Annotated in this window: 21 protein-coding genes; 13 read left to right on the top strand and 8 right to left on the bottom strand. The window is 65.3% G+C overall.

The window, feature by feature from the left end:
• Nucleotides 1-25 precede the first annotated feature (25 nt).
• Nucleotides 26-1,003 (bottom strand): restriction endonuclease subunit S, encoded by a 978-nt coding sequence (locus QR64_RS25340; RefSeq protein WP_152640883.1) that lies wholly within the window; start codon nucleotides 1,001-1,003, stop codon nucleotides 26-28.
• Nucleotides 1,000-2,547, bottom strand: coding sequence for a class I SAM-dependent DNA methyltransferase (locus QR64_RS00140; RefSeq protein WP_039583442.1), 1,548 nt, complete (start codon nucleotides 2,545-2,547; stop codon nucleotides 1,000-1,002). Before QR64_RS00140 ends, QR64_RS25340 begins: the two co-directional genes overlap by 4 nt.
• A gap of 313 nt (nucleotides 2,548-2,860) precedes the next feature.
• Here QR64_RS00140 and QR64_RS00135 point away from each other — a divergent pair, with 313 nt between their 5' ends.
• Both QR64_RS00135 and QR64_RS00130 read left to right on the top strand, forming a co-directional pair.
• The gene (locus QR64_RS00135; RefSeq protein ID WP_039583440.1) at nucleotides 2,861-3,274 is read left to right on the top strand and encodes a DUF2628 domain-containing protein; all 414 of its coding nucleotides are present in this window, start codon (nucleotides 2,861-2,863) and stop codon (nucleotides 3,272-3,274) included.
• Nucleotides 3,275-3,403: 129 nt separating this feature from the next.
• Entirely contained in the window at nucleotides 3,404-4,252 is an 849-nt protein-coding gene (locus QR64_RS00130) for an ABC transporter permease (protein ID WP_006553471.1), read from the top strand.
• Here QR64_RS00130 and QR64_RS00125 read toward each other — a convergent pair.
• From QR64_RS00125 to rfbB, 3 genes are all read right to left on the bottom strand, one after another.
• Nucleotides 4,240-5,724, bottom strand: a complete 1,485-nt coding sequence (locus QR64_RS00125) for a glycosyltransferase family 39 protein (protein WP_235366939.1) — start codon at nucleotides 5,722-5,724, stop codon at nucleotides 4,240-4,242. The two genes, QR64_RS00130 and QR64_RS00125, sit on opposite strands and share 13 nt — an antisense overlap.
• A 24-nt stretch (nucleotides 5,725-5,748) precedes the next feature.
• A complete protein-coding gene (locus QR64_RS00120; RefSeq protein WP_039583435.1) occupies nucleotides 5,749-7,653 on the bottom strand; it encodes a glycosyltransferase in 1,905 nt (634 codons plus the stop codon).
• A 143-nt stretch (nucleotides 7,654-7,796) separates the two neighbouring features.
• Complete coding sequence (rfbB, locus tag QR64_RS00115; protein WP_039583433.1) at nucleotides 7,797-8,804, bottom strand: dTDP-glucose 4,6-dehydratase; 1,008 nt, start codon at nucleotides 8,802-8,804, stop codon at nucleotides 7,797-7,799.
• 33 nt (nucleotides 8,805-8,837) lie between these two features.
• On the opposite strand from rfbB, the gene rfbA reads away from it, so the two are divergent.
• The 3 genes from rfbA to QR64_RS00100 all read left to right on the top strand — a co-directional run bounded on the left by rfbA (nucleotide 8,838) and on the right by QR64_RS00100 (nucleotide 11,271).
• Nucleotides 8,838-9,713 (top strand): glucose-1-phosphate thymidylyltransferase RfbA, encoded by an 876-nt coding sequence (gene rfbA / locus QR64_RS00110; protein ID WP_006553467.1) that lies wholly within the window; start codon nucleotides 8,838-8,840, stop codon nucleotides 9,711-9,713.
• Nucleotides 9,714-10,295 (top strand): dTDP-4-dehydrorhamnose 3,5-epimerase, encoded by a 582-nt coding sequence (rfbC, locus tag QR64_RS00105; RefSeq protein WP_039583432.1) that lies wholly within the window; start codon nucleotides 9,714-9,716, stop codon nucleotides 10,293-10,295. It abuts the gene before it with no gap.
• A gap of 94 nt (nucleotides 10,296-10,389) precedes the next feature.
• The gene (locus QR64_RS00100; RefSeq protein ID WP_039583431.1) at nucleotides 10,390-11,271 is read left to right on the top strand and encodes a type IV toxin-antitoxin system AbiEi family antitoxin domain-containing protein; all 882 of its coding nucleotides are present in this window, start codon (nucleotides 10,390-10,392) and stop codon (nucleotides 11,269-11,271) included.
• 31 nt (nucleotides 11,272-11,302) lie between these two features.
• Here QR64_RS00100 and QR64_RS00095 read toward each other — a convergent pair whose 3' ends face one another.
• Nucleotides 11,303-11,836 carry a GtrA family protein gene (locus QR64_RS00095; protein ID WP_006553463.1) on the bottom strand — a complete coding sequence of 178 codons (534 nt, stop codon included), beginning with the start codon at nucleotides 11,834-11,836 and terminating at the stop codon, nucleotides 11,303-11,305.
• A 19-nt stretch (nucleotides 11,837-11,855) separates the two neighbouring features.
• Between QR64_RS00095 and QR64_RS00090 the strand changes: the two genes are divergently transcribed.
• Nucleotides 11,856-13,280: an FAD-binding oxidoreductase gene (locus QR64_RS00090; RefSeq protein WP_019290337.1), complete on the top strand. Its 1,425-nt coding sequence runs from the start codon at nucleotides 11,856-11,858 to the stop codon at nucleotides 13,278-13,280.
• A complete protein-coding gene (locus QR64_RS00085) occupies nucleotides 13,280-14,041 on the top strand; it encodes a decaprenylphospho-beta-D-erythro-pentofuranosid-2-ulose 2-reductase (RefSeq protein ID WP_006553461.1) in 762 nt (253 codons plus the stop codon). Before QR64_RS00090 ends, QR64_RS00085 begins: the two co-directional genes overlap by 1 nt.
• Nucleotides 14,042-14,101: 60 nt before the next feature.
• Here QR64_RS00085 and QR64_RS00080 read toward each other — a convergent pair whose 3' ends face one another.
• On the bottom strand, nucleotides 14,102-14,422 hold the full coding sequence (locus QR64_RS00080) for a hypothetical protein (RefSeq protein WP_024102694.1): 321 nt from the start codon (nucleotides 14,420-14,422) through the stop codon (nucleotides 14,102-14,104).
• A gap of 155 nt (nucleotides 14,423-14,577) precedes the next feature.
• On the opposite strand from QR64_RS00080, the gene QR64_RS00075 reads away from it, so the two are divergent.
• On the top strand, nucleotides 14,578-16,506 hold the full coding sequence (locus QR64_RS00075; protein ID WP_200886432.1) for an arabinofuranosyltransferase: 1,929 nt from the start codon (nucleotides 14,578-14,580) through the stop codon (nucleotides 16,504-16,506).
• On the opposite strand, the gene QR64_RS00070 is transcribed toward QR64_RS00075, so the two are convergent.
• On the bottom strand, nucleotides 16,481-16,921 hold the full coding sequence (locus QR64_RS00070; RefSeq protein ID WP_039583426.1) for a DoxX family protein: 441 nt from the start codon (nucleotides 16,919-16,921) through the stop codon (nucleotides 16,481-16,483). The two genes, QR64_RS00075 and QR64_RS00070, sit on opposite strands and share 26 nt — an antisense overlap.
• A 128-nt stretch (nucleotides 16,922-17,049) precedes the next feature.
• Between QR64_RS00070 and QR64_RS00065 the strand changes: the two genes are divergently transcribed.
• The 5 genes from QR64_RS00065 to QR64_RS00045 are packed head-to-tail and all read left to right on the top strand — an operon-like array spanning nucleotide 17,050 to nucleotide 20,102.
• Nucleotides 17,050-17,352 (top strand): SAV_915 family protein, encoded by a 303-nt coding sequence (locus QR64_RS00065; protein ID WP_024102691.1) that lies wholly within the window; start codon nucleotides 17,050-17,052, stop codon nucleotides 17,350-17,352.
• Nucleotides 17,349-17,624, top strand: a complete 276-nt coding sequence (locus QR64_RS00060) for a hypothetical protein (protein WP_024102690.1) — start codon at nucleotides 17,349-17,351, stop codon at nucleotides 17,622-17,624. The genes QR64_RS00065 and QR64_RS00060 overlap by 4 nt, the downstream gene beginning before the upstream one ends.
• Complete coding sequence (locus tag QR64_RS00055; RefSeq protein WP_039583422.1) at nucleotides 17,621-18,781, top strand: hypothetical protein; 1,161 nt, start codon at nucleotides 17,621-17,623, stop codon at nucleotides 18,779-18,781. Before QR64_RS00060 ends, QR64_RS00055 begins: the two co-directional genes overlap by 4 nt.
• 8 nt (nucleotides 18,782-18,789) lie before the next feature.
• A complete protein-coding gene (locus QR64_RS00050) occupies nucleotides 18,790-19,449 on the top strand; it encodes a hypothetical protein (RefSeq protein WP_039583420.1) in 660 nt (219 codons plus the stop codon).
• Nucleotides 19,446-20,102, top strand: a complete 657-nt coding sequence (locus tag QR64_RS00045) for a hypothetical protein (protein WP_235366938.1) — start codon at nucleotides 19,446-19,448, stop codon at nucleotides 20,100-20,102. The genes QR64_RS00050 and QR64_RS00045 overlap by 4 nt, the downstream gene beginning before the upstream one ends.
• The last annotated feature ends 13 nt before the right edge of the window (nucleotides 20,103-20,115 follow it).

The following is a 20,115-nucleotide window of genomic DNA, read 5'->3' as shown; positions in this document are numbered from 1 at the left end:
CACCCAGCCGGCACCAGTACCACTGCTAACTGCGAAGAGCCACTAATGGCGAGTTCCATACGGACTCCAGGTACGACTTCGAAACCCTACCTAGATCTACACGCGCCGCGATGATGGTGTCAGGGAAGGTTATATCATTGATAGATGTGGACGGGAAGAACCCTCTCCCCACCAAAGATCTATTTCCGTTACCCCTGCAAATTAAGAGATCATTCTCATCGACCGATTGATCTAATGGCGGTTTGCTGGGAAACTTTGAAACCTTGTACGCATTGCCGTCAAATTCATTCCCGGTAACCGCTGACAACGTAAGCACACGGGCGTCGACCGACCCCGTTTTAGATGGAGACAAACCATTTCGGAAGTTTCCATTACAGAGGTCACCCATCGTAACCCACTCGCAATCAGAACGCCCCAGCAGAGCTTCACCGAACATGTCGATGAAGATCGACCGGGTCAGTTCGTCGAGGCGGGCGATCGCTTCGCGGCGCTTGGCGCAGAGAGTGTCGGCATGGTCGAGGATGGAGGCGATGCGGCGCTGCTCTTCCAAGGCAGGAAGCGGCAATTTCAGGGCCTTGATGTAGTCGGCAGGTACGCGGCGTTGACCACCGCTACCGGTCATCCGCCGCTCACCATCAACGCGAATATAACTTTGGCGAAGAAAGTGAAGCAGATAGCGATGTTCTACCAGATCACCCGACGATCGAAGTACGTGAAATTCGGTTGATCCGAATCCGATTCGGTTGCGCGTCGAAGCCTGCGCGATCTTTCCGTTCTGGAAGCATGGGGTGATCTTGGCAACCAAGATGTCACCTTGCAAGAAGGGAGTGTAGCCCTTTCGAACTTCTTTGTACGGGCGATCGACACCACAGTTGGTTGTCCCGCCCTCCGACACGTCGGCCATACCTAGAAACGAAACTGTGTCCTCATCCGCGAGAGGCACACTCAAACGCGGATTGATATCCAGGACATCACCCAAACAGACAACCGGGTAAACGCTCACTCCGCACCCCCCGCCAGCATCTCCCGCAGCTGAGCCATCCCGTCGACGATCTCCTTCTCGAGCCGATCAAGCTCGTCCAGGATCTCCTCGGGTGCACGGTGTTCCACTTCTTCGTGGACGATTTCCTTGTAGCGGTTCAGCGACAGGTCGTAGTCCTGCGCCGCAATATCGTCCTTGGGGACGCAGAACGACTGCTCCGTACGCTCACGGCTCAGTTCACCGTCGTTGCGATCGAACCAACGCTTCAGCACATCCGGCAGATTGTTCTTCGCGTGCTCGTCGTCGGATAGTTCACCCGCGAGCACGCCGAGCTTGCTCTCGTCGAGCAGCGGGGTGCGCTTGTCGTCCAGCGAATAGCCGTCGGACTGCACGTCGTAGAACCACACATTGTCGGTGCCGCCCGAATCCGTCTTCGTGAAGAACAAGATCGCCGTCGACACACCCGCATACGGCTTGAACACACCCGACGGCAACTTCACCACCGCGTCGAGCTTGTGATCCTCGACCAGGATCTTCCGTAACGTCTTGTGTGCCTTCGACGAACCGAACAGAACGCCGTCAGGCACGATCACCGCGGCACGGCCGCCCGGCTGCAGCAAGCGCAGGAACAACGCCATGAACAGCAGTTCGGTCTTCTTCGTCTTGACGATCTGCTGCAGATCCTTCGCGGTGCTCTCGTAGTCGAGGTTCCCCGCGAACGGCGGATTCGCGAGGATCAACGAATAGGCACCCGCGTCATCGGTATTGGCTTCTGCCAGCGAATCGCGGTAGCGAACGTCGGGCTGTTCGATGCCGTGCAACAGCATGTTCATCGAGCCGATGCGCAGCATCGTGTTGTCGAAGTCGAAGCCGTGGAACATGTCGTGGTGAAACTGCTCGCGGCCCGCGCCCGAGTTGATCTCGTCGGCATGGTTCTCGCGCATGTACTCCGACGCAGCCACGAGGAAGCCGCACGTACCCGAAGCGGGGTCGACGATGCGGTCGCCCGGCTTGGGCTGCGTCATCTCCACCATCAACCGGATGATGTGGCGCGGCGTGCGGAACTGCCCGTTCTGGCCGGCACTGGCGATCTTCGCGAGCAGGTACTCGTAGATGTCGCCCTTGGTGTCGCGGTTCTCCATCGGCACCTTGTCGAGCCGATCCACCACCCGCACCAGCATCGCGGCGTTCGGGATTGTCAGGCGCGCGTCCTTCATGAAGTGCGCGTACGTCGACTCCTCGCCACGCATGTTCTTGATGAAGGGGAACACGCGCTCGCCGACGGTGTAGAACATGTCATCGGCCTGCATGTTCTTGAACACCGACCAGCGCAGGTCGTTGTAGTCGCGGCCCTCTTCGTCGGTGCCGATCGGGAACGGGTTGCCCTCCGGATCACGTCCGAGCATGTTGGCCTTGTTCAGCGCACGAGTCTGCTCGTCATCGAGACGCCTGATGAACAGCAGATAGGTGATCTGCTCCATCACCTCGAGCGGGTTGGAGATGCCACCCGTCCAGAAGGCGTCCCAGACCGCGTCGACCTTGCTCTTGACGTCACCGGTAATCACTCGGCGCTACCACCTTGTCCTGCTCGAAGGAGACCAACAGAACTGTATAGACGAGGTGACCGACACCTCCCCACCGGGAGGTGCAGCAAACAAGTACGTGATCACCTCCGGTGCGCTCGTCGCCAGTGCGCGGCTGGGCGACTCCGATCTATGGACGACGGGGAGGCATCGAGTCCGATGTTGTGTGCGGGGAAACGCCGAGAATTCGACAACAACGTCGGACTCGATTGCACCCGATCGTGTTTCCCGCGTGGCAGATGTGCATACTGTTGCGGGTCGTTCAGGGGGAACGACCGCGACGATCGGGGGGATCATGACCGACCTCAGCATGCCCGCAGCCGGCTCCGACAGGTTCGAGGGTCTGAGCGAGACGTGGCGGTTCCGCTTCGAATTCTTCGCCGCATACGGCGTCCCGGGATCGCTGAAGACGTCTCCCGAATACACCGCGGCCTTCCGCGCCCTGCCGCTGCGGCAGCGCATGAAGCTGAACATGAATCTGCTCGGGTTCCTGTTCGGCATCTTTTATCTGCTGTATCTACGGTTGTGGAAGAAGGCGCTGGTGGTGTTCGGCGTCGGCCTCGTGCTGGGTCTCCTCGTCGTCGCGCTGGCGCTGCCCTCGACCGTCGACACCGCTCTCACACTCGGCCTGTGGCTCTACGTCGCGAGTCGCGTGAACGTCTACCACTACGAGAACCGGGTACTCGGCCGTCAGACGTGGGGCCTGTAGCCCCGCCTCCCGCGTGCAGATCTCGTCGTGAATACCGCGCAAGATCGACAGGACCTGCACACGCACGGCGGTCCCGCTGACCCCGCGCCCCGGCAGGTCACATTTGCACCGCGGGTAGGCTCGGGACCCGTGTCTGATGCCCTCACCGTCGACGACGAACCCATCGAGTCGTCCTCACGCTCGTTCCGGCGCGCGTTCCAGGATCTGCGCGAAGGCTTCAACCACCGCGAGCTGTGGTTGCTGCTCGGCTGGCAGGACATCAAGCAGCGCTACCGCCGGTCGGTGCTCGGTCCGTTCTGGATCACGATCGCCACGGGTGTGTCGGCGATCGCGATGGGTGTGCTCTACGGCACGCTGTTCAACCTCGATGTTCCGGAGTTCCTGCCGTACGTCGCGCTCGGCTTCATCATCTGGAACCTGATCCAGGGGTCGATCCTCGAGGGCGCGGACGTGTTCATGTCCAACGAGGGCCTGATCAAACAGCTGCCGACACCGTTGAGCGTGCACGTCTACCGGCTGGTGTGGCGGCAGATGATCCTGTTCGCGCACAACATCGTCATCTACATCGGCATCTTCATCTTCTTCCCACGTCAGCTGTACTGGACGGCCTTCCTCGCCATCCCGGCGCTGGCGTTGATCGCGATCAACGCGGTCTGGGTGTCGCTGGTGTTCGGCATCCTCGCCACGCGCTACCGCGACATCGCTCCGCTGCTCGGCAGCATCGTCCAGCTGCTGTTCTTCATGACGCCGATCATCTGGACGGAGAAGACGCTCGAAGGCACCGGCAACGAGGGTCGCGCACGGATCGCGGAGATCAACCCGCTCTACCACTTCCTCGACATCGTGCGGACCCCGCTGCTCGGCGGCGACCAGCAGCTCTACCACTGGGTCATCGTCCTGATCATCACCGTCGTCGGCTGGGGTATCGCCCTGCTCGCGCTGCGCAACTACCGCTCGCGCGTCGCCTACTGGGTCTGAGCCGGTTCGAGCCGGACCAGCTGCGAACGGTGGATCGGCTCCCGGTCGGTGATCCGGAAACCGACGGCCTCGAGCTCCCGGTAGGTGTCGGTCTCGGTGAACCGGTGGGGGTCGAACCGCCACCACACGTTGTTCGGGTGCCACACCCGGAAGCCGGTCTCGCGCTCACCGTCGGCGATCACCCACAGCACCTCGCATCGAGCCGCCGCGCGTCGGGCGAGTTCCGGCGGCGGGGCGTCGGTCGACCACAGGTTCACGCGGTCGACGGCGTCGTATCCGAGCCCCACGTCGTCGAGTCCCTCCACCGCGTCGGGCCGGGCGTCGACGACGGCGCGCAGTGACGTGGGTGCCCACGAGACGCGCGGTTCGAAGGCAACACAGTCGCCTGGTTCGGAGCGTTCGACCAGCCGGTCGGCGATCACGCTGTAGTCCATCCCGCCTGGCTTGCCGAACGGCTGTCGCTGCTGCACGTAGGCCGGCGCGACGCTGACGGCGACCGCCGTCAGCACGATCAGCATCGACCACCAGCGCGTGGCAACGCGGGCTGCGGCCCAGCCCACCAGCAGCACCATCGCGGGCACCGTGAACGACAGATAGCGCTCGAGGTACATGTTGTCCTCGAGCAGCGAGTAGCCGAGCAACAGCACCATCGGCACGGCGAAGCCCGGTACCGCGAGCCAGAGCAGGGTGCGCTCCCCCGGCTCCGCACCACGACGGACCGCGACGATCACCCCACCCACGGTGATCGCGGCGCACAATGCCGCCGCCCACGGGGCCTGCGGGAACCACTGGTCGAGAGCGATCGTGCGGACGATCGTCGAGTCGAGCGGGGGAATCCACGCGACCTGCTTGGCCTGCGAGTACGCGAGCAGCACGAACGGCGTCGACAAGGCCGCGCCCACCCCTGCGGACAGCAGGAACGCGCCGCGTCCACGACCACGGACCAGCACGGTGAACAGATGCGCGACGACCACCGTCGCGGAGTACACGAACATCACCGTCGCGACGGGCAGGACGACGGCGTACAGCGCCCACCAGCGTCTACGGCCGGTCGTGCATCCGAGCGCGACCAGCAGCGACAACACCGCGACCAGCCCCACAGCGAAGGCATAGGATCGCGCTTCGGTGGCTGCCCAGGTCACCCGCGGCGACAGCGCGAACAGCACCCCGGCGGCGATCCCCACGCGACGACCCGCCAGCACCTGGCCGGTCGCGGTGACAGCGGCGGCACCCACCCCGAGCGCGAGGACACCCGGAAGGCGGGCGGTGAACTCGTCGACGCCCACCAGCGAGAACCAGTGGTGCAGCAGAAGGTTGTGCAGGCCGTGGACGGCGTCGATCCGGGTGTGGACGCGGAGCATCCCCTCGACGGACCGGTCGGCACTCGAGATGGTTGCGGCCTCGTCCCACCACAGCGAGGGCACCCACGAGAACGCCCCTGCGACGAGCACGGTCGCAACCCCGACGAGCACGGGAAGCGACCATGCCCGCACGGTCTACCCGTCGATGCCGTACAGGCGCGCCCAGTTCTCGCGGCTCGTGAGCTTGGGCAGCGCTTCCTGCCAGACCGTCTTCATCCGGGGAGCTTCCTTGCGGAGCTGCCAGCACACCTTCGCGGCGTGCTTCGCGAGTTCGACGGCGGTGTCCTTGTCGCGGTGACGCACCCGCACGGCGTTCTGCGAGGCGTCGGTGACGACGGCCTTGTCGAACAACGACACGTGCCACCACGACGCGAAGTGCGCGGGCACGGTGACCGTCCGGCGGTCGACCTTGCCGGCGAACTGCTGCACGGCACGCTTGAGCAGCACCAGGCCCTCGCGCTTCTTGTCGGGCTCGAACTGCCACACCGACATCTGCGTGTGCGGGTCGGATTCCGCACCCACCTGCGCGGCCGGCAGCGGCTTCGTCTCGGGATAGCGGTCGCGCAGTTCGCGCAATTCCTTCAGCACCGACTGGCCGCCGTCGTAGAGGAAGTCCGGTCCGGCGAGGAAGTCCTCCGCGGCCTTGATGAAGGTCGCGGCGAGCCCGTACTGCATCGAGACGATGAGCTCACTGATCTTGCGGAACAGGTACTTCGACATGTCGTTGCCGTCGAAGCGCCCGTAGATGGACGAGACGATCAGACCGTTGCGGATGCTGAAGTAGCGCGCCCAGTCGTCGTAGTCCTTGAGGTAGAAGTCGGCGTGCCACACACCCGCATTGGGCAGGGTGACCGTCGGGTGCCCCGCGTAGCGGGCGCGGATGCCGTATTCGATGTCGTCCCACTGGAAGAACAACGGGATGGGCAGGCCGCAGTCGGCGATGATCTCGGCGGGCAGCAGGCAGGTCCACCAGCCGTTCCAGCCGGCGTCGAAACGCATGTCCTGCTTCTTCTTCACGAGATCGATGCCCATGCGCGCACCCGGAGTCAGTGCGCCGGCGGTGATCTCGTCGAGCACCTCGCGCTCGGCCGAGACGTGCAGGACCTGCGGGTTGCTCAACGACAGCATCTGGGCGCCGACGATGGTCGGCTGCACCGTCATGTTCGCGAAAGCGTTGAGACGCAACACCGATTCGGGTTCGCACAGGATGTCGTCGTCCATGACGATGACGTTGGCGTGCTCGGCCTTGGCGGAGCCGGTGATCTCGTACATGCCACGCGAGAAGCCACCCGCACCACCGAGATTCGGCTGGGTCAGGTAGATGAGCTTGTCGCCGAGCTTGTCGGCGACCTCGGCGAACGCCGAACGCGAGCGCACCTGGTCGGTGCCCTGGTCGACGATGCACACCGCTTCGATGTCGGCCATCGCCCCGTCGTCCGAGGCGAGGGTGCCGACGGTGACGGTGCAGTCGTCGGCGCGGTTGAACGTGCAGATGACGACCGCGGCGGGTCGCAGGCGCTCGGGCGCGGCGACCGTCCAGCGCGCGTCGGAGACGAGCACCGATCCGTTGCTGGCGTCGACGGCAAACCACATCGCACCGCCGTCGACGAACCGCTCGATCGGCAGCTCGAGGTCGAGCTCGCCCGAACCCGACACCGTCTCGACCGTCACGATCCGCTCGCGCCCGCGGGCGTCGGAGGCCCACACGGTGAACTTCGCGGTACCGGAGCAGCCGTAGGTGAGCTGCAGGTTCACGGTCTTCACGTCGGTCCAGCGCTGCCAGAACGTCGCGGGGAAGCGCCCGAAGTAGGTGTTGGTGTGGGCGGTCGCGCCGTCGGCGAGCTGCAGCCCGTAACGGTCGGACGCCGCGTCGCCCTTGGTGTGGACGTACATCTTCTCCGGCACGCGCGGCGACAGGGATGCGAAGACGCCGCGCTGGACGATCAGCCGGTCGCGACGCACCGGCTCGGTGAGAACCTCGTCCAGCGTGTCCGCGTCATGTCCGATCGTGCTTGTGTCGCCGGCAGCTGCCTGCTCCATCGGGCTACTCCCCGCTCGTGGTCGATCCGCTGTTTTCGATGCGACAGTAGCAGCGGAAACAGGAGCTCCACGGTTGTGTGCGTCGTGCACCAGTGTTTCGACCCATTCGCGAATTGTGCCGGGATCACCCCGAACGGCGCAGGTTATCCGCCCAGAACGCGCTCGGTGCGGCTGTAGCCGGCCTCGGTGACGTGCTTCTGTGGCGTCCACCACTGCTCGTTGGCGCGGTACCAGTCGATGGTCGCGGCCAGGCCCTCACGGAAGTCGCGGTAGCGGGGTTGCCAGCCCAGTTCGGTGCGCAGGCGGGTCGCGTCGATGGCGTAGCGCAGGTCGTGGCCGGGGCGGTCGGTGACGAAATCGAACTCGGTCCTGTCCTTGCCGCACAGTTCGAGGACGGTTTCGACGACGGTGCGGTTGTCGGTCTCCCCGTCGGCGCCGATCAGATAGGTCTCGCCGAGCTGTCCGTGTTCGATGATCGTCCATACCGCGCTGTTGTGGTCGTCGACGTGGATCCAGTCCCGCACGTTGGTGCCGGTGCCGTAGAGCTTGGGGCGCACACCGGTGAGCACGTTGGTGATCTGGCGGGGGATGAACTTCTCCACGTGCTGATACGGGCCGTAGTTGTTCGAGCAGTTCGAGATGGTCGCGCGGACGCCGAACGAGCGCACCCAGGCGCGTACCAGCAGGTCCGAGCCGGCCTTGGTCGACGAGTAGGGGCTCGACGGATTGTAGGCGGTGGTCTCGGTGAACTTGATCGGATCGTTCAGCGGCAGGTCGCCATAGACCTCGTCGGTGGAGATGTGGTGATAACGCACGTCGTACTTGCGGACGGCCTCGAGCAGGGTGAAGGTGCCCACGAGATTGGTCTGTACGAACGGTGCGGGGTTCGCCAGGGAGTTGTCGTTGTGGGATTCGGCGGCGAAGTGCACCACCAGATCGGTGTCGGCGACGAGCCGGTCGACCAGCTCGGCGTCGGCGATGTCACCTTCGACGAAGGTGATCGTGTCGGCGACGGGGTCGAGGGAGGCGCGGTTGCCGGCGTAGGTGAGCTTGTCGAGCACGGTGACCTGCGTGTCGGGTCGTTCCGCGACGGTCTGATGGACGAAGTTCGCGCCGATGAAACCGGCACCACCGGTGACGAGCAGCCTCATTGGCGCAAGCCTACTCATGCGAGACTGTCCGACATGCGCGGAATCATCCTCGCGGGTGGGACGGGCTCGCGTCTGCATCCGATCACCCAGGGCGTGAGCAAGCAACTCGTGCCCGTCTACGACAAGCCGATGATCTACTACCCGCTCTCGACGCTCATGCTCGCCGGGATCCGCGACATCCTCATGATCACCACCCCGCACGACGCCGGACAGTTCCGCTGGTTGCTCGGCGACGGTTCGCAGTTCGGCGTGAACATCACCTACGCGATCCAACCCTCACCCGACGGCCTGGCACAGGCCTTCGTGCTCGGCGCCGACCACATCGGAACCGAGCCGGTCGCATTGATCCTCGGCGACAACATCTTCTACGGCCCCGGCCTCGGCACCCAGCTCAAGCGCTTCGCTCACATCGACGGTGGTGCGGTGTTCGCGTACCGGGTGTCCGATCCGTCGGCCTACGGGGTGATCGAGTTCGACTCCACCGGCCGCGCCCTGTCGCTCGAGGAGAAACCCGACGACCCGAAGTCGAACTTCGCGGTGCCCGGGCTGTACTTCTACGACAACGACGTCGTCGAGATCGCCCGGTCGCTGAAGCCGTCGGCGCGCGGGGAACTGGAGATCACCGACGTCAACCGCACCTATCTCGAAGCGGGGAAACTGCAGGTCGAGGTGTTGCCGCGCGGTACCGCCTGGCTCGACACCGGCACCTTCGACTCGCTGCTCGACGCGTCGAACTACGTGCGCACCATCGAACAACGTCAGGGATTGAAGATCGGTGCGCCCGAGGAGGTCGCGTGGCGCCTCGGGTTCATCGACGACGAGCACCTGCGCGCCGCGGCCGAGCCGCTGGTGAAGTCGGGCTACGGCAGCTACCTGCTGGATCTGCTCGAACGAGGAAAGGACCGCTAGGTGCACTACCGCGAACTGAAGGTCGCCGGGGCGTGGGAGATCACGCCCAAACAGTTCGGCGACGACCGGGGCGTGTTCCTCGAATGGTTCAAGCAGGAGAGTTTCACCGACGCCGTCAGCCGGCCCCTGGAGTTGGCGCAGGCGAACTGCTCGGTCTCCGCCGCCGGGGTGCTGCGCGGCATCCACTACGCGGATGTGCCTCCCGGACAGGCGAAGTACGTCACGTGCGTGTCGGGGTCGGTGCTCGACGTCGTCGTCGACCTGCGGGTCGGGTCGCCGACCTTCGGGCAGTGGGATTCGGTGCTGCTCGACACGAAGGACCGGCGCGCGATCTTCCTGTCCGAGGGCCTCGGCCACGGTTTCCTCGCCCTCGAGGACAACTCGACCGTCGTCTACCTGTGCTCGACGGGCTACAACCCCGACCGCGAGCACGAGGTGCACCCCCTCGATCCGGAGATCGGGATCGACTGGCCCACAACAGGTGCCGACGGCCGACCGCTCGAGTACGAGTTGTCCGCCAAGGATCGGGTGGCACCCACCCTGGCCGACGCCCGCGAAGCGGATCGTCTCCCGAGCTTCTGACGATTTGTGTGGATTCGACCCCGGTTTCCGGGGTTGGATCCACACAAATCGATCGGTACGGAACCGGAACCGCGGTCACTGCGTCGAACCGGATATGAACCTGCGAAACGCGTACCGCATCATGGCCGCTCAGGACGGCGTCATCACTCGCGTGCAAGCACTGGACTGCGGAATGAGCGCTTCCGCTGTCGACCGACGAGTCGAGAACGGCGACTGGCTCGCGCTCGCACGCGGCGTCTACCTTCGTGCCGATCGGGAACGCACGCCGGCCGTGGCGCTACGGGCAGCCGTCTATGCCGCAGGTCCGGAAGCGGCAGCCTGGGGACCGAGCGCGGCATGGTGGCACGGACTGCTCGACCGCGCTCCTTCTCTCCGCTACGTGACCGTGCCGCAGAAGCGCACCCTCGCCCGACGCCACGGGGTGCGGGTACGCCGACGCGACCTCCAGCGACGCGACGTCGTCGTAGTGCGCGGTGTACCGGTCACCGCGCTGCCACTCACAGTGCTCGAAGCCGCCGTCGAACTGCCGACGGGTTCGGTGCTCATGGACCGTGCGCTGCAGCGTCACACCTCGCTACCCGCACTCGAGCAGGCACATCGAAGGAATCTCGGGCGTCACGGCGCACCCCGCGCCGCTCATCTGTTGTGCTCGGCTCGCGAAGGCGGCCACTCCCAGGCCGAACGCATCTTCCACCGACTACTCCGTGGTGCGGGGTTCACCGGGTGGCGGGCACACGCGATGAGCTGCGGCTTCGAGATCGACGTGGTGTTCGACGCCGAGCGGGTCGCGATCGAGATCGACGGGTGGGCCTGGCACCGCGACGCCGAGCGACACCGCCGCGACGCCGAGAGGCAGAACGTCCTGATCAACGCCGGCTGGCACGTGCTGCGCTTCACCTGGCACGCGATCACCCAGGAACCCGACGAGGTGGTGCGGCAGATCCGTCAGGCCCTGAATCGGACTTCGGTGGGTTGAACCCCGCTGAGCGGGGTCGGATCCACCCGAATCAGCGGAGGCGGAAAATCACGACCCGCTGGACGACGAAGTTGATCACCGTCGCGACGCCTTGGGCGACGACGAAGGCGAAGGGCGTGACCCACCACTCGTCGCCGAGGGCTTCGTTGAGTACACGGTTGATGCCGACCTGTGCGGCGAACGTCACTGCGTAGAGGACCACCACGGCTGCGAAACGAACGCGGCTCGGCGGGGCCTTGAAGGTCCAGCGGCGGTTGATCAGGTAGGCGGTGGTGGTGCCGGCCACGAACGACAGGGCCTTCGCGACGTCGCGCGTGACGCCCAGTGCCATGAGCAGGACGTACAGGCCGTAGTCGACGATCGCCGAGAACCCACCGGTCAGGACGAACCGTGTGAGCTGCGTCTTCAGGTCCAGCGCTTCGTCGGCCGTCGAATCGGTCAACGGCAGTTCGGGAGCCAGTGGGGCGTGATGCTCCGGCAGCGGCTGCACATGGTCGTGGGATTCCGGCACGCAGACGAGGGTAACGCCCGTGAGGAACAGCATCTTGCCGGGTGACCAGGACACACGGGTAGCCTTTATCCCGATGTCCACGACAGCTACGGAGCAGGCGAGCGAGCCGCTCCCCACCCAGACCCGCACCCTGACCGGCTGGGGGCGCACTGCGCCGACCACCGCAGAGGTGCTGTCCACCCCCGACGTCGAAGTGATCGCCAAGGCGGTCGCGCGGGTCGCGGAAGACAACGAGTCGAAGCCGTCGCACCTGCGGCGCGGCGTGATCGCACGCGGGCTCGGACGCTCCTACGGCGACCCCGCGCAGAACGCGGGCGGGCTCGTCGTCGATATGACGGCGCTGAACAAGATCCACAGCATCGACCGTGACTCCCGCAAGGTCGTGGTGGACGGTGGTGTGAGCCTCGACCAGCTCATGCGCGCCGCGCTGCCGTTCGGTCTGTGGGTGCCCGTCCTGCCGGGCACGCGCCAGGTCACCATCGGTGGTGCGATCGGTGCCGACATCCACGGCAAGAACCACCACAGCGCGGGCAGCTTCGGCAACCACGTCAAGTCCATCGACCTGCTCACCGCCGACGGCCAGGTCCGCACGTGCACCCCCACCGGGCGCAACGCCAAGCTGTTCTGGGCGACCGTGGGCGGAATGGGTCTGACAGGCATCATCCTGCGCGCGACCATCGAGATGACCCCCACGGAGACGGCGTACTTCATCGCCGACAGCCGCCGCACCGAGTCTCTCGACGAGACGATCGCCCTGCACAGCGACGGTTCGGAAGCGAACTACGACTACTCCAGCGCATGGTTCGACGCCATCTCGCCGGAGCCGAAGCTCGGCCGCGCCGCAGTCTCCCGAGGCAACCTCGCGAAGCTCGACCAGCTGCCGAAGAAGCTGCAGAAGGACCCGCTCAAGTTCGACGCGCCGACCCTGCTGACCCTGCCCGACGTATTCCCCAACGGGCTGGCCAACAAGTTCAACTTCTCGGTGATCGGTGAGCTGTACTACCGGAAGACGAAGAACGCCGACAACCAGGTCCAGAATCTGACGGCGTTCTACCACCCCCTCGACCTGTTCGGGGAGTGGAACCGCGGCTACGGACCCAACGGCTTCCTGCAGTACCAGTTCGTGGTGCCGCCGGAAGCGGTCGAGGAGTTCAAGAAGATCATCCGCGACATCCAGGCGTCGGGACATCACTCGTTCCTCAACGTGTTCAAGCTGTTCGGTGAAGGGAACAAGGCTCCGCTCAGCTTCCCCATCCCCGGCTGGAACATCTGCGTCGACTTCCGGATCAAGCCGGGCCTGAACGAGTTCGTGCGCGAACTCGACAAGCGGGTCCTCGAGTTCGGTGGTCGCCTCTACACCGCGAAGGATTCGCGGACCGACGCGGAGACCTTCCACGCCATGTACCCGCGGATCGACGAGTGGCTGAAGGTGCGCCGCTCCGTCGACCCCACGAACGTCTTCGCCTCCGATATGTCCAGAAGGTTGGAACTCCACTGATGATCAACGCCGTCGGCAATCCCCAGACCCTGCTGCTGCTCGGTGGCACCTCCGAGATCGGCCTGGCCATCGTCGAGGAGTACCTCCGCAAGGCACCGGCCCGCGTGATCCTCGCGGCCCTGCCCGGCGACCCGCGTCGTGAGGACGCCGTCGCCCAGGCGAAGTCCGCGGGTGCGACGCAGGTCGACCTGATCGACTTCGACGCGCTCGACACGGCGAGCCACCCGGCCGTCATCGACCAGGCGTGGAAGGACGGCGACGTCGACATCGCGATCGTCGCCTTCGGTCTGGACGCCGACGCCGAGGAGCTGTGGCAGAACCAGAGCAAGGCCGTGCGGGTCGCGGAGGTCAACTACACGGCCGCCGTCTCCGTGGGTGTGCTGGTGGGCGAGAAGATGAAGGCGCAGGGCTTCGGGCGCATCATCGCGATGTCGTCGGTTGCCGGCGAGCGCGTCAAGCGCGCCAACTTCGTCTACGGTTCCACCAAGGCCGGCCTCGACGGCTTCTTCCTCGGACTCGGTGAGGCGCTGCGCCCGTTCGGGCCGCGCGTGACCGTCGTGCGCCCCGGCCAGGTGCGCACGCAGTTCAGCGCGCACGTCGACGAGGCCCCGCTCACCGTGAACAAGGAAGATGTCGCGAAGCTCGCTGTCGCGGCCTCCGATCGCGGCAAGGAGATCGTCTGGGCGCCGGGCACCTTCCGGTTCGTGATGATCGTGCTGCGTCACCTGCCGCGCGCGATCTTCCGCAAGCTGCCGATCTGACAGACGTGCACCCTCTGCCCCGCCGGACCCGTTTCGGCGGGGCAGTCGTCTTTTCGGGGTCTACCGGACGTAGCCGGTTCCGCTGTGGATCATCCCGGGCGGCCCGTAGCACCAGTGGTTGATCGACCCTTCGTTCACGAAGACACCGTTCACGATGCCGTCCTGCCCCGCCTCGTTCGTCGCGTAGCCGACACCCGGCGCCCCGACGACGATGCACTGGTAGGGATCGACGCCGTGGTGGTCGTACAACCGGCCGTCGATGGGACCGCCGGGCGCACCCGGTTCGATCACCGGATACGCCGAGGCCTGCGCCGCCCCGAAGACGAGGAGAGGTGCCGTCGCGAGCGTTGCGAGGGCCGCACGAACTGCTTTACCTGTCATGATCTGAGCCTTCCGTTCGGATTCCCCGGGCGGTACCGACGGCCCGGTTTCCCGACGCAACTTCCAGGATGAAGGTCCCGACCGGTGGACGGCGGCGTTTTGCGGCGCGGATCGGGCCACCACTCGTCTCGCGGACGCATCTCTATGCTCGTGGGGTGCTCGCCGACACTCCTGTAGCAGTAGCCCCGTTACGCCGTGCCGTCTCGACGCTCGTGCAGTTCGTCTGCGCAGCGCTCGTCGCAGCACTCGTCGCCGCGGTGGGGCCGTTCGCTTTCGACCGTGTGCAGTGGCCGGCGTTCAATTCGTCGAACGTGACGCAGGCCGTCACCACCGTGATGCAGTTCGCGGCACTCGCCGTGCTCGGCCTGTCGATCTATCTGTTGCGTCGCCGCAGATGGGTGACGGGGGCGCGGGTGCTGTCGTGGGCGGCGCTGTCCGGCCTGGTCACCGCGACCCTCGGGATGCCGCTCGCCGCGACCCGCCTCTACCTGCACGGCATCTCCGTCGACCAGGAGTTCCGCACCCAGTTCCTCACGCGACTGACGGACAGCGCGGCGTTGCGCGACATGAACTACGCCGACCTGCCGTCGTTCTATCCGGCCGGGTGGTTCTGGATCGGTGGCCGTGTCGCGGATCTGCTGGGTATGGATGGCTGGGAAGCGTTCAAGCCGTATGCGATCGGTTCGCTGGCGGTCGCGGCGGTCGTCGCGCTGGTGCTGTGGTCCGAATTGGTCCGCTCCGATCTGGCGGTGCTCGCCGCCACCGCGACGACGCTGGTCGTGCTGGCCTACGGTTCGCCGGAACCCTACGGAGCGGTGATCGCCGTGCTGGTCGCGCCGGCGTTGGTGCTGGCCTGGGGTGGTTTCCTGCCCGCTACACGCGGTGGCCGGGGACGACAGGGCTGGGGTGCCGTCGTGGGGACGGGCCTGTTCCTCGGTCTCGCCGCGACCTTCTACACCCTCTATCTCGGTATCGCGGCGTTCGCGGTGACGGTGATGGCCGTCGTCGCGGCGTACCTCGCGCGTCGCGCCACCGGGTCGTGGCGGGCGGTCCTTCCGGTGCTCGTCCGTCTCGTGGTGATGGCGTCGATCGCGGTGCTCGTCGCGTTGATCGTGTGGGCGCCGTTCGTGTTCGACGTGCTGGGCGGTAATCCCCCGTCCGAGTCCGGGACCGCGACCCACTATCTCCCCGATGCCGGTGCGCGACTGCCGTTGCCGATGTTCCACATGTCCCTGATCGGACTGTTGTCGTTGCTGGGCACCGTGTGGCTCGTGGGCCGGGCGTCGTCGTCGCATCGGGCGCAGGCGCTCGGGCTCGGGGTGATCGCGGTCTACCTGTGGTACCTCGCGTCGATGGCGTTGACCGCCGTGGGCAACACCCTGCTCGCGTTCCGTCTCGAGGTCATCCTGCTCGTACTGCTCGCTGCGGCAGGCGCATTCGCCTTCGTCGACTTCTCGCGTTGGATCAGCCTGGCGACCAGCGAGAATCCGCGCGTGCGCAGGGTTCTCGTGGCGGTGGGTGCTCTCGGTGCGCTGGCGTTCACCCAGAACATCCCCCAGGTGCTCGGGAGCGAGATCACCGTCGCCTACACCGACACCGACGGGGCCGGTGAACGCGCCGATCAGCGACCCGCCGGTGCCGCGTCCTATTACGCCGAGGTGGACGACGTCCTGCTGTCGCAGTTGGGCGGCGAGCGTGACGACCACGTGGTCCTCACGGCCGACACGTCTTTCCTCGCCTACTACCCATACTTCGGTTTCCAGGCCCTGACCTCGCACTACGCCAACCCGCTGGCGGAGTTCTCCGCGCGGGCCGCAGCGATCGAGGAGTGGTCGGAACTCTCCTCCCCCGGCGAACTGCTCGCCGCCTGGGAGGAGTTGCCGTGGAGAGCCCCCGACGCCGTCGTCTTCCGGCAGGGCGCCGAGGGTTACACGCTGCGTCTGGCCGAGGACGTCTACCCGAACGATCCCAATGTGCGGCGGTACACGGTGACCTTCCCCAAGGAACTGTTCGACGATCCCCGCTTCACCGTGACCGAGGTGGGGCCGTTCGTCGTCGTCACCGCGACGGGCGAACCGGCATGATGCGACGAACTCCGGTGTCGCGCAACCACAATCCACCCCATACCAGAATTCCGGTGTAGATCGGGAAGAGAGTCGTGCTGACGATGGGCTGTTCGGTGAGCAGATTCGTCGCGACAGCACCACCGAGATAGCCGGTGAGGAGTACGGCGCCGAGGATTGCGGTGGGCGGCAGGACGTAGGCGATCAGGCAGACGAGTAGGACGACGCCGAACACCCGGTTGAGGCTCGGGTCGAACCCGAGATCGGCCATCGCTTCCTGCACCTGCGAAACGTTGGCGATGTGGATGATCGAGTCCCACAGCAGAAACAGGACGACGAGACCGCTGACGATCAGGCCTGCGATGCGAGCGGCGCGTGAGGGTGCCGCGGTGATGTCGTCGCGGGTGCCGGTGGTGGATGCGGTGAAGGTGTTCATGACGGCCTCCTGGTAGGTGGGCAGCGGTGCTGTCGCAGATACCGACCGGGCAGGAGCCGGAAACTCATCGCCGCTGCGGTAAGGTCGCGGCGAGTCGTACGGGGGGTACGACGGAATCGGGGGATTCGATGAGCGACGTTCTGTATGTGCCGATCCGACGCCGCGACAGTTCCGGGCACGTTCGGCTCGAGATGCGCACACTGCCCGACGGCCGGCTGGCGTTGCCCGCCTACACCTCACCGAAGGAACTGGTCCGCTGTTGTGGACCGCAGCAGCCGTGGATGGGCGTCGACAGCACAGGGCTGCAGGAGATCCACCGGACCACCGGGTACGACGTGGTCCTGCTCGACGGTCGACAACCACCGCCACCCCCGGTCGGGGACGACGACCGTCCGTTCGAGGCCCCACTCGGCAGGAGAGCGACCCGGTGAGCATCGACATCGGCGACCTCGACACGGTCGCGAAGCACCTGGCGACCGGAGCGATGGGCATCGACGAACTCGGATCCGATCCAGCACCGATACCCGACGCGGGTGCCGCCACAGCACTGCTCGTCGACGCTCTCGGGTCGATTGCTTCCGCGCTGGACGCGGCGGTCCGGTCGCTGGCCGATGCAGCAGACGCCGCCCAGGACAGTCTGCGCGCCTACCAGGACGCCGAGTCGCACACTGCTCAGGAGATGGCGAAGGCCGGTGAGGGATGAGCCTCGACACCCGAGTCTTCGGCGACCCCACCTCTTGCTACGCATGCGCGGATTCGCTCACTGCCCTCGCCACGGGTGTGAACGACCGACTGAAGGCGGCACGCGACGGACGCACCGAGTCCGAGTACGAATTCAGAAGCCCTGCGGGAGATGCGTTCCGCACGACGCTCGACCGCATCATCACGGGGACGACCGAGGCCACAGACCAGATCGACGTGATCGCCGCTGCCCTGCGCGCATTCGCCGACGGACTCGTCACCGTCCGGTCACGCATGTCACAGGCCGAGGCGACAGCGGCGGAAGCCGGTATTCCCGTGGAGTTCGGCGTCGGGATCGGTGAGCCACTCAACGTCGATCCGAACTCGTACGACATTGCACCCCAGGTTTTTCGGACGAAGCAGATCGCAGCCTACGAGGCGGCTGCGGGGCTCGTTGCGGAAGGTCGCGCGGCCGAAACCGGGGCGCACAGCGCGCTCGCGGAAGCCTTGCGCGGCCCGACGACAATTCTGAAGGACGCAGAAGCCCAGTGGGGATGGCTGGTTCTACACACAGTCGGTGGGTATCTGGCTACGGCGGTTTCCGAGCTGTCGAAATGGGGAGACCTGGCCGAGGCACGCGGCGCGAACCTTGCTCGGCTGCGTGAGCTTGCCGCGGAAGCGGCGCGGTTGGGTGATCCGTACCCAGAAGCTACTGCGGCCAGGGCTGTTCGGGCCTTCCAAGGGGGAGCGGACGATGCTGCGCGGTTTGCTGCGGAGAACTCTCGACTGCTTGCCGGGCTCGGTGACAACAAGTTCGTTTCGAGTGTCGGCGGTAACCTCGGCGACCTGTTTCCCAAAGGATCAACTCTGGCGGGTGTGGGCTCGAAAGTTCCTTATCTAGGACTGGCTCTCACCGCTGGCCAGACCGCAAGTGACGTGATGAATGCCGAAACAACCGGAGAAGCGGTAAAGGCAGTCGCGAAGGATGTCGGTGGGTTCGTCGCAGGAACCGTAGCGACCGAACTAATACTCGCGAGCGCAGCCGGCGGTCCCGTCACGTTGCTCGCCGTCGGCGCCGGGGTCGGTGTCGCGTTCGGTGTGGGCGAAGTAATCGAACACTGGGACGACATCTCCGGTGCTGCCGGGTCTGCGGCACGCTGGGTGGGCAATCTGTTCTGAGGACATTAATGAACGCAACCGATCTTCCTCCGCTGCCCGACGCGGTTAACGGCGAGCCTCGCCCACCTCGCGCGCCACGCATCCACCACGTAACCGAATACACACCGGCCGACAGACATCCCCGTAAGCCGCCGAAAACACCGGAGCATCTCGGCCCCGTTCTCGAATGGCTCCAACCCACCGTGCGCGACCGATACATCGGCGCATTCCTCATAGCGGCAATCTTGGTCGTGTACCTCACCGTCATCAATGGAGACTTTCGCTGGATCCACTGGTGGATCATGTGGGTCATCATCCCTGGAAGTTCACTATTGTTGTTCTTCGGCAAGGGAAACCACTGGACCGCAGCCGGCGCCACCTGGGTCCAATGGCACGACAGCTGGGTCGATACCTACCATCTCACTCGCATCCGCTTCTCCGCTGATGGGCCCAGTCGTGTCCTGCGACTGAAAGACGCCCACGGCAACAAAATCCAATCGTTCAAGATCAGTGAGATCCAACGTAACCCCGACCTGTGGGACCTGGTCTACAACGGCATCCTCCACTCCGTCGCGTCGGGTAACTGCGACATCGACGCCAAAACCCGCCACATCCTGAAAATCCCCTACGAACTCGGGCCGCGCCCCACCCGAAGCGAGCGCATCAGAGGACGGGGGCGTAGAGGGTGAACGCTGCCGACCTACCACCGATGCCGGATTCGATCACAGGCGAACCCCGCCCACCCCAGGCGCCCCGCATCTACCACGGCACGGAATACACACCGCTCGAACGCAACCCACGGAACCCACCAGATGCACCGGACCATCTCGGTCCCACTCTCGAATGGTTCCAACCTCACGTCCGCGAAAAATACATCAGCGCATTTACCCTGATGACCATTACGGTCGCGTTCTTCACAATCTCCAACGGGGATCTTCGCTGGATTCACTGGTGGGGTGCGTGGCTCATCATCACTGCGGGTGGCTGGCTGATGTTTCGCGGGATCAGGAACCATTGGACGGCAGCAGGATCCACATGGGTGCAATGTCGCGACAGCTGGGTCGACACCTACCACCTCACTCGCATCCGCTTTTCCGCAGACGGCTACAGCCGTGTTCTCCGGTTGAAAGATGACCACGGCAACGAGATCCACTCTTTCAAGATCAGCGACATTCAAGGAAACCCCGACCTGTGGGACCTCGTCTACAACGGCATCCTCCACTCCGTCGCCTCCGGCAACTGCGACATCGACGCCAAAACCCGCCACATCCTGAAGATCCCCTACGAACTCGGGCCGCGCCCCACCCGAAGCGAGCGCACCAGAGCGCGACGCCGCAGATGATGAGCCCGCCGTA

It is taken from the genome of Rhodococcus sp. Chr-9 (assembly GCF_000801125.1).
In the GTDB taxonomy this organism is placed as follows: Bacteria; Actinomycetota; Actinomycetes; order Mycobacteriales; family Mycobacteriaceae; genus Rhodococcus; species Rhodococcus pyridinivorans.
Note: the sequence above shows the minus strand (reverse complement) of the source record. Positions and strands in the feature narration are given on the sequence as shown.